Genomic DNA, 13,189 nt, shown 5'->3' with positions numbered 1-13,189 from the left:
CGCTCAGGCGCCCTCCCCGCTTTGTGCCACTAACTCAGATCCACAGAATGCTTCTTCAGATCCGCCAGGTCACACACCTCCAGTGCGGCGCGGTGAGTAGCCTTAAGCCGAACCCGGGGTGCGCAGCCTGCTTCCAAAGCTTCGCGCCAGCGGCCTGCACATAGGCACCAGCCATCGCCGGCTTTTAAACCCGGAAAGCCAAACTCCGGGCGGGCCTCGGTCAAATCGTTGCCCCGGCTGCGGGAGAAATCCAGAAACTCATCGGTCACCACGGCACACACCGTGTGGCTGCCCATGTCATCAGAACCGGTATTGCAGCAACCATCCCGGAAAAATCCAGTCACTGGGTCTTTACCGCAGGCCTCTAATGGCTCACCAATAACGTTGATGGGTTCTTCCTGTACAAGCATGAGGTTGCTCCTTATATAAGTGGACAATATGATAGACCAATATACGCTATAGACAGGCACTACATCATCCAGTGACCGTCAACGAGCGTATATCGAGGTCGGTTTTACGTCCCACTGCTGAATTCAGGTACTATGCCGTTCCCAACACGTTACACTGATAATTGAGGCGGCTTGAATCGTAATAATTCCCGCCTGCGGTTAATACCTAGCTCTACAAGGCAAAACGAAACACATGAGTATATGGAAAACGTATAAGGAAACCTCGCTAGTGATTAAAATGTCAGCGGGGTTTTTTCTGGGCATTGCTATCGCCATCATTTTCCGTGAACAAGCCGCTATCCTCAGCCCCTTGGGCACAATTTTTATCCGCCTACTCAGCTTAATTGCCACACCGGTGATTTTTTTGACGGTCGCGCTGGCAATTGGCCAAATGAATGTCAGGCAAATGGGCAGATTAAGCGCCAAGCTCATACTCTATTACGCTGCCACTACGGCCATGGCCGTGTGTATTGGCGTGTCACTGGCTCTGCTTTTTAATCCGGGAAATAATTTAAGCCTGCCCGATGTGGTTGTCCAGCAACCTGAGATACCGGGCGCGTCTGCCATGCTGTTGAAAATTGTGCCCAACAACCTGTTTGGAGCCTTTGCAGCGGGTGATTTAATGGCCATTCTATTTGTTGCCATTATTATCGGTATTGCCATTTCAACCATGACCTTTTCACCCGACGAGCAGACAAAAGAGCAAGGCCTGTTGCTGGAGCGTTTATTCAACGCCTTCAACAAATTATTTTATAAAATACTGGGCGGCATTTTGCTCTATGCGCCCATTGGCGTAATGGCGATCAGTGCCGCCACCTTCGGTACCCAGGGGTGGGCCACCCTGAAGTCATTATTGGTGTTTGCCGCCACGTTTTACCTGGGCCTGGCTGTTTTGTGGTCGCTGGTATACACCGGTTTCTTAAAGTTCTACGGCTACGCGGCACTGCGTTTTTTTGGCGACATCAAAGAGGCTTATGCCACCGCATTTTTTACCTCAAGCAGCCTGGCAACGTTACCCGTCGCTATTTCTGCTGCAAAAAAAGCAGGCGTATCGGCCAAAACCGCCAACTTTGCCCTACCGCTAGGCGCCATATTTAACTCCGACGGTGGCGCACTGCGCATGGGCGTGTCTTTGGTATTCGCCGCTAACATTATGGGGCTGGACCTGGCATTGATTGACCTGGTAACCATCGTGGTAGTGGGAACAGTGCTGTCCATTGGCACGGCGGGAGTGCCGGCCGCCGGCCTGGTTACCTTATCAGCCGTTCTAAGCCTGTTTGGCTTACCGCTGGAAATCGTTGCCCTGATTGCCGGCGTTGATGCCTTAATCGGCATGGGCGGTACCGCTTCCAACGTGGCCGGTGACATCATTGGCGCCGCCGTGATTGATGAGAAAGAAGTCGTTACTGCTTAACGGTCGTGGGAAACCGGCCAAAAACCGGGGACAGATTTCAAATCTGTGCCCTATCTTCCGTTGATAATTCGGTCAGAAAAATATGACCTCAATGTGGCACCTTCTAGCGACATTTAAAATTAATCACTTGTAACTCCTACTCAAATCATTACTCTGGTGACTAAGTAATAACCGAGGTCATAACGTTTGCATTGCCTTTCAAACACGCTCACAAAGCGCGAAATCATCTCCCGAGAAGTCTTCCAGACTCCCTCAGCGGCCCCTGAGCCGTGCACGTTCAAACCAAAATGGAGTACCAACCATGCGTAAATTAACGCCTGTGGCGCTGTTGTGCGCCCTGTCTGCACCCTCGCTCGCTGCCGCCGAATGCGGTGACGTATCCATCACCCAGATGAGCTGGGCCTCGAACGCCGTAGTAACGGGCGTCGCCACATTTATTATGGAACAAGGCTACGGCTGCGACGTATCGGTGATTCCTTCTGATACCGTTCCTGCCGTCACATCGGTCGCTGAAAATGGCGAACCGGACATCGTGACCGAACTGTGGCTGAACTCTGCCGGCGAGGCCTACCTGCGGCTGGAAGAGCAAGGCAAAATCAAGCGCGTGGCCGAAGTACTGGACCCGGGTGGTATTGAAGGCTGGTGGATTCCCACGTATCTGGCCGAGAAACACCCGGAACTGAAAACCATTGAAGGCATCATGGCGAATCCGGAACTGGTGGACAGCCGCTTTAACAACTGCCCGAGCGGTTGGGGCTGCCGTGTTGTCAGTGACAACCTGATTCGCGCTCTCGATCTGAAGGCCTCAGGCATCAAGGTATTCGACCACGGTTCCGGTGAAACCCTGGCGACCTCTATGGCCTCCGCGGTTCAAAGTGAAGAGCCCTGGTTCGGTTATTACTGGGGCCCCACTGTTCCACTCGGCAAGTACGACATGACCCGCGTTAAAATTGGCGAGTACAAGCCAGACGTTCATACCCGTAACCAGACCCAAGAAGCCAAAAACCCCGGCGTTTCCGAGTTCCCTGCTGCCACCATTCTGACCGCAGTCACAACCAGCTTTGGTGATCGCGAGCCGGAAGTGGTCGAGATGCTGAGCAAGATGACCTTCAAAACCAGCACCATGAGTGGCCTGCTGGCCTGGATGGATGAAAATAACGCCTCCGCCGAAGAGGCTGCCGTTTACTTCCTGAGCAACAATAGCGATGAATGGTCTAGCTGGTTGAACGAGTCAGCCACTCAAAGACTTGCCAACGTGCTTGGCCAGTAGACGTTCTTAATAAGAGCCGGTTCACCGGCTCTTATTTTATCTGGCCAATGAAAGTCACACCCAATACCTCATTCTGAATGCGCAAGGAATATTGAACGCTCATGGCAACCTACGATTTCCTATTTTCATCGCTCGGACTCACAGAGTGGTGCGCTGAAGGCAAGAGCAACGCGCCCATGTCGATGGCCGAGTTGCTCAACAAATCAAAAGGTACGGAAGCCGAGCAATCCCTCTGGGACGTGCCGTTTCCATCCATGGATGCACTCAATGACTCCTGCCCAGCCTTCCCCCAGTCCCGGGAATTAACTCAAGGGCTGGAGCAAGGTTTTCTGGCCATCAAAGACAATCTCAGCATTGTGCTGGACCCCATTACCCAGCCCCTGAGCTGGGCCCTTGATGGCACGCTTTACGGCATGATCACGACGCCATGGTGGATCGTTATTCCGATTCTGTTGGCGGTTGTTCTGTTTGTCACCAAATCCTGGAAGCTGGTCGGCTTCGTGGCTGGCAGCCTGTGCCTGCTCGCCTTCATCGACTACTACGAATACGCCATGCAAACGCTGGCGATTATATTTGTCTGCGCGTTCATCTGCGTTCTGCTGGGCGTACCTATTGGTATCGCCATGTCCCGGAATGACATGATGCAGAGGCTGACGGTCCCGGTACTCGACATGCTGCAGACCCTGCCTCCTTTTGTGTATCTGATCCCGCTGATTTTTCTGTTCAGCGTGACCGAGTCCAAGCTGTACGGCATTGCCATCATTCTTTACGCCATAGTGCCCGTTATACGCATGACCAACCTTGGTATCCGGCTGGTAGACCCAGACGTAATTGAAGCGGCGAATGCCTTCGGCATGACCAGCCGGCAAAAGCTGTACAAAGTACAGATTCCGCTGGCGCTTCCTAACATCATGGCAGGGGTAAATCAGACCATCATGATGAGCCTGGCCATGGTTGTTATTGCCTCTTTGGTGTCGGCGCCCGGCCTTGGCGTGTTGGTACTGCAGGGCATACGCAACCTGGAACTCGGCGTTGGCCTGGTAGCGGGACTTGGCATTGTTATTCTGGCGGTCATTCTGGACCGGGTAACCAAAGCATCGCTGGCGCGTATTAACGCCTCGCAAAAACAGTAAGGAAGGGCATTGTGGATCGGGACATCAAGATTTCAATCCGAAACCTGTACAAGATTTTCGGCCCTACTCCCGACGTTGCCCTTGAGTACGTAAAGCAAGGCATGGGAAAGGCCGAACTGCTCGAAAAGCACCAGCACGTGCTGGGCCTTCAGGATATCAACGTAGATATACGCGAGGGCCATGTCACCGTCATCATGGGCCTGTCGGGCTCCGGAAAATCCACGCTCATCCGACATCTCAACCGGCTGATCGAACCCACCGCCGGTGAGATCGAAGTGGATGGCGAGAACGTGCTGACCTTTGACGAAGACCAGTTGCGCAAGCTGCGTCGGGAACACATGTCGATGGTGTTCCAAAAATTCGCGCTGCTGCCGCACAAAACCGTTCTTGAAAACGCCGGAATGGCGCTTTCCGTGCGCGGCCATAAAATTGAAGAATTCGAAGCGGAAGCCAAAAAATGGATCGCCCGTGTGGGCTTGGAAGGCAACGAATACCAGTACCCGCACCAGTTGTCTGGTGGTATGCAACAGCGCGTCGGTATCGCCCGGGCACTGGCCTCTAACTCACCGATCATGCTGATGGACGAGGCCTTCTCGGCACTGGACCCGCTGATACGGTCAGACATGCAAGACCTGCTGCTGGAGCTTCAGGACGAGCTGCACAAGACCATTGTTTTCATCACCCACGATCTGGATGAGTCACTGAAACTGGCAGATCACCTGGTGATACTCAAGGAAGGCTATATTGTTCAACAGGGTGAACCGCAAGAAATACTGATGCACCCGAACGATCCTTACATCGTCAACTTTATCAGCGACATCAATCGCGCCCGGGTACTGCGGGTTCGGTCCATCATGAAGAAAACCACGAAAGCGCCCGACAACGTGGCCGGCGATATTGGTGAAAGGGACAACCTGGAATCGGTGATTGCGCTGTCTGGAGGCGACACCAGCCTCGTCTATCGCGTGGTTCGCAAAGGTAAGCAGGTCGGGGTTCTGGAAGTCCAAGACCTGTTCAAGGCTCTGGTGCCTACCGAAAGCACAGAAGGCGACACCCGCTCGCATTATTGAAAGAACGAAAGCCGGGCCAGGTCTAATCTTCATAATTAGGCCTGCCCGGCTTTCGAGTATTGCAGTGCCTGCTATGCCTCCGAACGATGAAGTGCTCTGTAGCGCTCCTCTAACTCAACACGAATCGCACGGCGTTCCTGACCGTTCGCAAAGCGCCTGATTTGATCACCCGTACGTGGTCCCAGCTTGGGCACCTCGACGGCTTTCCCATTCTCATCAACCGCCACCATGGTGAAAAAACAGCTGTTGGTGTGCCGGACCAGCTTTTCACGGATGTTCTCAGTGATCACCTTAATCCCTACTTCCATCGATGTGCGCCCGGTGTAGTTAACGCTGGCCAAAAAGGTCACCAGCTCACCCACATGAACGGGTTGAAGAAACATAACCTGATCGACCGACAGAGTAACAACATAAGCACCTGCATACCGGCTTGCGCACGCATAGGCCACTTCATCAAGATGCTTGAGTAAGGCGCCACCGTGCACATTGCCCGAAAAGTTGGCCATATCCGGTGTCATTAAAACAGTCATGGTCAGTGTTGCAGATCCGGGTTCCATAATACTCTCGTTGTTATTGGGGCTTTCGGTGTATGCGTAGAACGCAAGTCTTGGAACGGGCCAAACCGGGGACAGATTTCAAATCTGTCCCCTATCTTTATAGGAACCGGCTAGGTGTAGTAGGCTTCAACCGTACCTTTTAGCGTGATCAGCATAGGCTGGCCACGGCGATCCAATGCTCTGGGCGATGCAACTTTTACCCAACCTTCACTGATGCAGTATTCATCGACATCTTTACGTTCTTTGCCATTCAGCCGAATACCGATTTGGTGCTGGAAAAATTCTTCCAGATGGTGTGGGCTGCGAGGGTTGCCCGCAAGACGGTCTGGCAAGGTTGGTTTTGAGTTTGTGTCGCTCATGTTCTTGACCTTCAGTGTATGAAAAGTGTGCCATTGTAGATAAAGCGCGGCTTGCGCTCAAGAAGCGTACTGACAACAAGCTAAAGGGTAAGCACCTGTAACAATTGGGCTGATCTTATAGCGCCCGCCGCCATTGTGATTCAATGGCGCAACCAAGGCAGGCTCCGGTTGAGGCCCGAGATTAATAGAGACCAACTTGCATACAAAGTAATCGGGCGCCTATTTCTTCAAATAGACAAGGAAATGACGTTTCTTCTCCGTTGTTGTTTCAAGCTCCTCGATTGGTAGCATCGAGCGTCTCCTCCGCGCGAAATTGTTTGTGCAGAACTTCCGCTTCGCACTGATTGCAGTGATATTTTGGATTGAAAATGTCGCCAAGGTGCCAGCCAATGATTACCGCTATCCAGACAGAACCGGTTACCAATACGAGAATAATCACATTCGGAGTATCAGAGACAACCTGCGCGATATCGAAGCAGAAGAACAGCGATTGGAGCGTGCCACCATGCGTTTGGAAAATTGGCACTGACAGCCCCGGCCCATGCCCTGGGTTAGCAAGACATGGGCCGGGGAGCTTCCGTACTCGATTAGCTATCGGTGGTGGTCAGGCCCGCCAAAGATAGCGGGTCGCCAACACCGAAGACATAGACCGCAAGCATAGTCAGAATACCCGCTGCCGTTACGTAGTAGATGGTTGGCAAAATGGTCTTACGCAGCGTAATACCTTCACGCCCAAGCAACCCGACCGTAGCCGATGCTGCCACGACGTTGTGAATGGCAATCATGTTGCCCGCAGCAGCGCCGACAGACTGTGCTGCGACAATCAACGCCCCGGAAATACCCAGCAGCTCAGCTGTGTTGAACTGGAACTGCGAGAGCATCAGGTTGGACACTGTATTGGAGCCGGCGATAAAAGCACCCAGTGCACCGACCATTGGAGCGAACAGAGGGTAGACGCCACCCACGGATAACGCGACCCCCTCGGCCATGGCGACCGGCATGGACGGCAGGCCTGACACGTTCACGCCGGAGTTGATCAAAATGCGCACCATCGGAATGGTGAACACCAGTACAAAACCTGCGCCGACGATGGTGCTGGTAGACTCACCAAAGGCGCGCTTCATCTCGCTGAAGGACATGCGGTGCAGGAAATAGGTGAGGATGACTACCATCACCAGAAGCCCGCCCGGCAGGTACAGCGGCTCAAGGCTGCCCGATACCCCAGTCTCGCCCAGAATGTCGGTAAAGCGCAGGCTCAGGGAGTTTAACGCTGCCTTGGCAGTAGCGTTGGTGCGTGAAAACACCAGCAGCGCTGCCAGCAGCACATAGGGAAGCCATGCCATCCAGATAGCCACAGGGCGTTTGCCGGCGACATCGTCCAGCTTCATCTGGATGCTACCCATCCACTCGGCTGGCCAATCTTTCGGGTCGGCAAAGTCCCAGGGTTGTTTCGGGATCAGAAAGCCTGCCTTGGCAGCCGGAACCACGATCATCAAACCTACCAGGCCGCCAATCATTGAAGGAAATTCCGGGCCAAGAAACACGCCAGCCATTACATAAGGTATGACGAAGGCAAACGCCGCAAAGATCGCAAAAGGTGCAATCTGCAGGCCTTCCAGCCAGGATTTGTTCTTGCCGAAAAAGCGCACCATGACCATGACCATGAACAGCGGCATGAGAATACCGACGATGCCATGCATGATGGCAACCTCCGACACGATCATTTGAAAGAAGCTGTCCCAGTCGGAGCCCACTGTGGCTAACTGCGCGCCTATAGTCACCTGATCCAGGCCGCCGCCAACGCCCACTATCATCGGTGTACCGACAGCGCCGAAGGATACCGGGGTAGATTGCACCATCATGCCGACCACGACGGCAGCCAGCGCAGGGAAACCGAGCGCGACCATCAATGGCGCGGCTACTGCGGCAGGGGTGCCAAAGCCGGAAGCGCCCTCAATAAAGCAGCCGAAGAGCCAGGCCACAATGATCGCCTGCACGCGCCGGTCAGGGCTGATGCCAGTGAACCCTTTGCGGATCGCCAGAATACCGCCGGAATGCTTGAGCGTGTTCAACAGTAAAATCGCGCCAAAGATGATCCAAAGTATGGCTGCGGTTAGAACCAATCCCTGAAGACTGGAAGCGATCACGCGTATTACGGTCATGTCCCAGGCGAGCAGGGCAATGATAACGGTCACGACAAAGACGACAGGCATTGCATGTTTCGCCGGCCAGCGGAATCCTATCAACAGGATACCCGCCAGAACCAGAGGAAAAAATGCGAGGAGAGACAGGAGCGTTTGACTCATCTGGATTTCCTTTGTTTTTCTTATGAGGAGTGTGCATTCGACTATAACGCTATTTTGTAACTGTTAGATACTGCTACTGCAGCGCAGTCAGGTCTAGACGTTATCTGAGTGGTAGGAACAGTTATTTTTAATAGACCAATTTTATCTAGTGTCCCTTAACAGAAGTCCGTTTGTTTATTGAGTTTGTCTGATAATCTAGCGATTGACTCAATAATCTGGTCGGCAGATTTATGCCATTCAAAGGGTTTCGGGTCGTCATTGTAAATCTTCAGATAGTCTTTGATCGAGCTCTCAAGCTCACGTGTGCTGCGATGTGAATTTCGTTTAATCCAGCGCTCTGAAATCAGCCCAAAGAACCGCTCGACTTGATTGATCCAGGATGCTGAAGTCGGCGTGAAATGCACGTGATAGCGCGGCCTCGCGGCAAACCAGGCGCGCACCTTTGCCGTTTTGTGTGTCCCGTAATTGTCCATGACTAGATGAACGTCCAAATCGTGTGGGACGGCGCGATCAATCTCTTTTAAAAAGGCCAGGAATTCCGTTGCACGGTGTCGGCGATGAAGTCTGCCGATCACTTCCCCGGTCGCTATATCAAGTGCCGCGAACAGCGTCGTGGTGCCATGTCGGACGTAATCATGTGTTCTGGTTTCTGTGTGCCCGAAGGACAGGGGCAGCGCTGGCTGAGTTCGATTGATAGCTTGTATCTGACTTTTCTCATCGACACACAGCACCAACGCCTTCGTTGGTGGGTTCATGTACAAGCCAACGATATCGTGAACCTTGGCTACAAAATGGGGATCGGTAGACAGCTTGAACGTATCATGGCGATGCGGCTTCAAACCAAAAGCCCTCCAGATTCGACTCACCGACATAGCGCTCAATCCGGCCTCTTTTGCCATCAGCTTCGTCGACCAGTGGGTGGCATTTTTTGGCTTTTCCCTGAGCGTTTTATTAATTAAATCAGTAACTTTTTGATCATTTATGGTTCGAGGCCGACCGGTTCTGGGCGCATCAGTCAGGCCTGCAACCCGGCGCGCCTTAAAACGGTTTCGCCACTTACTCACCGTTTCGGAGGTCACCCCAACGCGGTCACCGACCACCCTGCCTGGAAGGCCTTCAGTACTTAGCAGAATGATGCGCGCTCGCAACTGTTCAGCCGCAGGCATGCGTTGTCGCCGCAACCACGACTCCAACTCCTCTCGCTCAGAGTCACTTACTTCAAGGGGTCTAGCTATCCGCGCCATGAGCACCTCTCCTGTGTCTGTTTGTCAGATTATACAGGACGGAATAATTATCTATACGGATTTTTGTTAAGGGACACTAGCTTGAAATATTATTAAATACAGTATTTTATAGATATTTGAGTGATATTTATAACCAGATTTCCATCTGGTCAGACCAGTTGCCTGGTCGGTCATGGGGGGGGGGTTATGAGAACAGGGGTGAAGTGGATTGCGTGGTAAATGGCTTGTGTTTAGACAGGAGCACAAGCCATTAAGCCTTAGACCAGCTGCTCGCCTACGTGCAGCAGTTTCATCGAATTGGTGCCGCCGCGCGAGTTATGCACATAGCATGAACACGGGGTCAGCTCTTGCGTTTTGCCTCACAAGTAACCAGGAATACGCACCCCACGGCAAATCCCTGGCTTCTTTCGTGATTCTAATTGATGCGATACAGAATGAGACGATTACAACGAACGAGCAAGGCCGGGGCAGAACGCAAGACCGGATCCCGGTAATGACCCCAGCAACTTAAATAAAAATTATTATGCCGCATTATTCTTTAAGTATATTGTTACAGATAAGACTTCAATCTTCGTGCTTTTCCCGCTCCTAGTAACTGTATAATTTATAGACAGTTAAAAATTTTAGCTTATAGCTGAATAAATACTAGCTACACTAGAATTCACTTAAAAAGGTGTGATATCAGATGAAAAAACAAATACTTATAATGGGCGTTACGTTTGCTTTTGTGCTTTCGGGCTGTGAACCGACGGTAACAACTGAAAAAGATTCCACTAAGAGTGAAGATGTTGCCCACGAAGATATGAAAGATATGGCTCACACTAACGATGGAATTATTCCCAATGGTCTAATGAAGGCTGAAGATTCCAAATACGTTGTCGGATCTGAAGCCATTATTAAAACGGATCATATGGGAGGCATGAACGGAGCCACCGCAACGATTGTTGGAGCATTTGACACCACTGCATATTCCATTAACTACACACCGACAAATGGCAGCGAGAAAGTATTAGATCACAAATGGATTATTCATGAAGAAATTGAAAATCCAGCATCGGCTCCTCTTGAGGAAGGAACTGAAGTGACGGTACTTGCTAACCACATGAAAGGGATGGAAGGAGCAAAAGCAGAAATTGAATCCGCCAAACAGACTACCGTCTATATGATCAATTATTTATCAACAACAGACGGGAATAGGGTGAAGAATCACAAATGGGTTGTTGAAGATGAGCTATCAGAAAAGTAAGCCTTCAGACACCTCTTAACGCTCATTGCTCAGAAAAGGTATGAGTCGCTCCTGGCATCCCGGGGGTCAGGGCATGCTCGGGGTCAGGGAACAGGCAATACCGTTAACAAAACTCAACTGAAGAAATCGCACCCAACCACTATCCTAAGCGGTCTAATCAAACATCCGCTACTTCGCAAGGACACCTACTGCACATGAATAACACTGATCTGGTTTTTCAAAGCTACGGAAGGTGCTGTAGCCGTGAAGAATTTTTCATCGATTTCTACGACCACTTCATGTCGAGCTCAGATGCCATCAAAAATCGTTTCTTAAACACCGATATGGCCGCGCAAAGGCATCTGCTGCGCCATGGGATCTTGCAACTGATACTGACCGCACGAGGCATGTCAGACCGCAAACTCAAAGCACTGGGCGAAAGCCATAACCGATCGAACTTAGACATCAAGCCTGAATGGTATTCGCTGTGGTTGGGTGCGCTGATGAAAACCGTGCGCAGCCACGATCCTGAGTACACAAAGGATCTGGAAAACGCGTGGAAAGAAGTACTGACTCCGGGAATCGATGTGATCCGGGGAGCCTACTGACAAGCTCGCAACACAGAGCGCCCGCCAGCAGCGCTGATACTTCTTGATTCTGCCAATTGATTTCCAGACACTTGAAGACTAGCCCTCAAACGAAAACTGCTCTTATGCTCTACAAATTACTGCCTGGTTTGCTTTGGCTGCAGGGATACACGGAAATCCTAAATCCTTGGGGTCAGGTCTTGCGTTTTGCCTCTCGAATAACCCGGCTTACGCGAGAATAATGCAGGCCAAAGAAATAGCCGACCTCCTTCATGCCGTACCCACCGCTTGAATAGGATAGAACGTTAGTTTCGTTCTGAGAGGAAGCAATATCAGAATAGTGTTGTAAGGGATTTGCCAAGGGGCGACGTTGGCTGGACGGTATCTCGCTCCGATTTCCGAAACACCTCACACGGTAAAACGCACCGGCAAATTCCAGTCGCTGGCTTGGTTATGTGTTGTTTCAGGCAGCGACAAGCTTCTTAACCTTGAGCTCTTTGCGATGTTGCTCAGCATGCCAGAGTTCATATTGAGACTGCTGGTTCAGCCAACTCTCTGCCGAGGTATCAAACGCGATAGAAAGCCGAATAGCCATTTCGGGACTAATACCAGCCCTGCCATTCAGCACGGCGGTCTGGCCATTCCTTGGCTCCTTCCACAGCCCTAGTTAAGACGGGCGCGCAAAGTTCATGTGCCTGACACCGGCCCGAAATTGACATTGAAGCCTATGTGCCTTGGCGGAGCGAAGGGTTACACACCGGACTTGGCTTCTTGAATCAACGTGACCAAGTCCGGCGCGATTGGCATTTTTCTGAACGGACTGACGTTAGCACCACCTGTATTTCCTTGGGGTACCAGCCCAAATATCGTTTTAGTCGCAGCACCGACGATCCGAAAAATCTGACCTATAACTTCTTTGGCTGAGCGATTGCGAAAAGCCCATACCAGCATCAACACATGAACCTTAACGTGCCAAAACGTCGATTCTTGGCCAATTACGTGGGCTCGTTCCAGATGAGCAAACTCCTGCTGAGTGTCCCCAACCGACTCTGCCCGTTGAGCATTCGCCAACTCGGCCTCAACGTAGGGAGCAATCCGCTGTGAATAAGTACGTTTCATCAAGACCTCCATTCAGTCGCACTAAAATCGGGAATCATTTTCACATGGGATTCCATCGTGATCCCCATCCATTTTAGTATTTGGACAGTTTTTGACAAAATACACAGCTTCAGCTCTTGAACTCATTTGACTACAGTGTTGCCTGCCATCACATTTGAAACTTGATTTTTCTTGGTTACTGCTCTGGTTAGCGCTTACGGTTTCACTAGAAACTATTGTTAATGAGCCTTTAACGGACTCTCGCCTTTCACATACAGTTCCTTGGGGCACGCCTCAAGCGTCTGTCTTCGGTGCTTTGCTGGGCGGGATCAGGGTAGTTCGTAAATCGATATACCTGCTATTTCGTATCGAGAAAAAACACTATCATTAATTTCGTTCCAGCCTTCAGGCAAATACACCCTAATCGGATCACCTGATTGAAGGTGTTCTTTTGTAGTGGTCACCAATGCGCTGACA

The 13,189-nt window shown here is 51.4% G+C and carries 14 protein-coding genes and 1 pseudogene; 7 read left to right on the top strand and 8 right to left on the bottom strand.

Going from position 1 to position 13,189, the window contains the following annotated elements; all coding sequences use genetic code 11:
* Nucleotides 1-29: 29 nt before the first annotated feature.
* On the bottom strand, nucleotides 30-410 hold the full coding sequence (locus MIH18_RS17870) for a DUF2237 domain-containing protein (RefSeq protein WP_249005980.1): 381 nt from the start codon (nucleotides 408-410) through the stop codon (nucleotides 30-32).
* A 277-nt stretch (nucleotides 411-687) separates the two neighbouring features.
* Between MIH18_RS17870 and MIH18_RS17865 the strand changes: the two genes are divergently transcribed.
* From MIH18_RS17865 to MIH18_RS17850, 4 genes are all read left to right on the top strand, one after another.
* The gene (locus MIH18_RS17865) at nucleotides 688-1,863 is read left to right on the top strand and encodes a dicarboxylate/amino acid:cation symporter (protein WP_249014647.1); all 1,176 of its coding nucleotides are present in this window, start codon (nucleotides 688-690) and stop codon (nucleotides 1,861-1,863) included.
* A 301-nt stretch (nucleotides 1,864-2,164) separates the two neighbouring features.
* Nucleotides 2,165-3,133: an ABC transporter substrate-binding protein gene (locus MIH18_RS17860; RefSeq protein ID WP_249013142.1), complete on the top strand. Its 969-nt coding sequence runs from the start codon at nucleotides 2,165-2,167 to the stop codon at nucleotides 3,131-3,133.
* 101 nt (nucleotides 3,134-3,234) lie between these two features.
* The gene (locus MIH18_RS17855) at nucleotides 3,235-4,266 is read left to right on the top strand and encodes an ABC transporter permease subunit (RefSeq protein WP_249013141.1); all 1,032 of its coding nucleotides are present in this window, start codon (nucleotides 3,235-3,237) and stop codon (nucleotides 4,264-4,266) included.
* 11 nt (nucleotides 4,267-4,277) lie between these two features.
* Complete coding sequence (locus MIH18_RS17850) at nucleotides 4,278-5,336, top strand: betaine/proline/choline family ABC transporter ATP-binding protein (protein WP_249013140.1); 1,059 nt, start codon at nucleotides 4,278-4,280, stop codon at nucleotides 5,334-5,336.
* A 71-nt stretch (nucleotides 5,337-5,407) separates the two neighbouring features.
* On the opposite strand, the gene MIH18_RS17845 is transcribed toward MIH18_RS17850, so the two are convergent.
* Together MIH18_RS17845 and MIH18_RS17840 are read right to left on the bottom strand one after the other, a co-directional pair.
* On the bottom strand, nucleotides 5,408-5,893 hold the full coding sequence (locus MIH18_RS17845; protein ID WP_249013139.1) for an acyl-CoA thioesterase: 486 nt from the start codon (nucleotides 5,891-5,893) through the stop codon (nucleotides 5,408-5,410).
* A 110-nt stretch (nucleotides 5,894-6,003) separates the two neighbouring features.
* On the bottom strand, nucleotides 6,004-6,252 hold the full coding sequence (locus tag MIH18_RS17840) for a DUF3297 family protein (protein WP_249013138.1): 249 nt from the start codon (nucleotides 6,250-6,252) through the stop codon (nucleotides 6,004-6,006).
* Nucleotides 6,253-6,685: 433 nt separating this feature from the next.
* Between MIH18_RS17840 and MIH18_RS17835 the strand changes: the two are divergent.
* Nucleotides 6,686-6,781: pseudogene (locus MIH18_RS17835) on the top strand (transcriptional regulator GlcC); the annotation flags it as partial.
* A 58-nt stretch (nucleotides 6,782-6,839) separates the two neighbouring features.
* On the opposite strand, the gene MIH18_RS17830 reads toward MIH18_RS17835, so the two are convergent.
* On the bottom strand, nucleotides 6,840-8,558 hold the full coding sequence (locus MIH18_RS17830) for an L-lactate permease (protein ID WP_249013137.1): 1,719 nt from the start codon (nucleotides 8,556-8,558) through the stop codon (nucleotides 6,840-6,842).
* A gap of 155 nt (nucleotides 8,559-8,713) precedes the next feature.
* Nucleotides 8,714-9,802, bottom strand: a complete 1,089-nt coding sequence (locus tag MIH18_RS17825; protein WP_249006263.1) for an IS630 family transposase — start codon at nucleotides 9,800-9,802, stop codon at nucleotides 8,714-8,716.
* A gap of 685 nt (nucleotides 9,803-10,487) precedes the next feature.
* On the opposite strand from MIH18_RS17825, the gene MIH18_RS17820 reads away from it, so the two are divergent.
* Together MIH18_RS17820 and MIH18_RS17815 are read left to right on the top strand one after the other, a co-directional pair.
* Entirely contained in the window at nucleotides 10,488-11,048 is a 561-nt protein-coding gene (locus MIH18_RS17820) for a YdhK family protein (protein WP_249013136.1), read from the top strand.
* Between the two features lie 194 nt (nucleotides 11,049-11,242).
* Nucleotides 11,243-11,635 (top strand): globin, encoded by a 393-nt coding sequence (locus tag MIH18_RS17815; RefSeq protein ID WP_249013135.1) that lies wholly within the window; start codon nucleotides 11,243-11,245, stop codon nucleotides 11,633-11,635.
* A gap of 442 nt (nucleotides 11,636-12,077) precedes the next feature.
* Here MIH18_RS17815 and MIH18_RS17810 read toward each other — a convergent pair whose 3' ends face one another.
* The 3 genes from MIH18_RS17810 to MIH18_RS24055 all read right to left on the bottom strand — a co-directional run bounded on the left by MIH18_RS17810 (nucleotide 12,078) and on the right by MIH18_RS24055 (nucleotide 13,003).
* Nucleotides 12,078-12,242, bottom strand: a complete 165-nt coding sequence (locus tag MIH18_RS17810) for a HigA family addiction module antitoxin (protein WP_283164767.1) — start codon at nucleotides 12,240-12,242, stop codon at nucleotides 12,078-12,080.
* Between the two features lie 122 nt (nucleotides 12,243-12,364).
* The gene (locus tag MIH18_RS17805) at nucleotides 12,365-12,733 is read right to left on the bottom strand and encodes a DUF3703 domain-containing protein (protein ID WP_249006009.1); all 369 of its coding nucleotides are present in this window, start codon (nucleotides 12,731-12,733) and stop codon (nucleotides 12,365-12,367) included.
* Between the two features lie 21 nt (nucleotides 12,734-12,754).
* Nucleotides 12,755-13,003, bottom strand: a complete 249-nt coding sequence (locus MIH18_RS24055; protein ID WP_349293791.1) for an excalibur calcium-binding domain-containing protein — start codon at nucleotides 13,001-13,003, stop codon at nucleotides 12,755-12,757.
* Nucleotides 13,004-13,189: the final 186 nt, after the last annotated feature.

It is taken from the genome of Marinobacter sp. M3C (genome assembly GCF_023311895.1).
Taxonomy (GTDB): domain Bacteria; phylum Pseudomonadota; class Gammaproteobacteria; order Pseudomonadales; family Oleiphilaceae; genus Marinobacter.
Note: the sequence above shows the minus strand (reverse complement) of the source record. Positions and strands in the feature narration are given on the sequence as shown.

Bases quoted from the DNA above. Each gene is read 5' to 3' on its own strand.
- MIH18_RS17825 (WP_249006263.1), bottom strand. From the start codon at position 9,802: ATGGCGCGGATAGCTAGACCCCTTGAAGTAAGTGACTCTGAGCGAGAG.
- MIH18_RS17865 (WP_249014647.1), top strand. From the start codon at position 688: ATGTCAGCGGGGTTTTTTCTGGGCATTGCTATCGCCATCATTTTCCGT.
- MIH18_RS17830 (WP_249013137.1), bottom strand. From the start codon at position 8,558: ATGAGTCAAACGCTCCTGTCTCTCCTCGCATTTTTTCCTCTGGTTCTG.
- MIH18_RS17840 (WP_249013138.1), bottom strand. From the start codon at position 6,252: ATGAGCGACACAAACTCAAAACCAACCTTGCCAGACCGTCTTGCGGGC.
- MIH18_RS17820 (WP_249013136.1), top strand. From the start codon at position 10,488: ATGAAAAAACAAATACTTATAATGGGCGTTACGTTTGCTTTTGTGCTT.
- MIH18_RS17815 (WP_249013135.1), top strand. From the start codon at position 11,243: ATGAATAACACTGATCTGGTTTTTCAAAGCTACGGAAGGTGCTGTAGC.
- MIH18_RS17860 (WP_249013142.1), top strand. From the start codon at position 2,165: ATGCGTAAATTAACGCCTGTGGCGCTGTTGTGCGCCCTGTCTGCACCC.
- MIH18_RS17805 (WP_249006009.1), bottom strand. From the start codon at position 12,733: ATGAAACGTACTTATTCACAGCGGATTGCTCCCTACGTTGAGGCCGAG.
- MIH18_RS17845 (WP_249013139.1), bottom strand. From the start codon at position 5,893: ATGGAACCCGGATCTGCAACACTGACCATGACTGTTTTAATGACACCG.
- MIH18_RS17855 (WP_249013141.1), top strand. From the start codon at position 3,235: ATGGCAACCTACGATTTCCTATTTTCATCGCTCGGACTCACAGAGTGG.
- MIH18_RS17870 (WP_249005980.1), bottom strand. From the start codon at position 410: ATGCTTGTACAGGAAGAACCCATCAACGTTATTGGTGAGCCATTAGAG.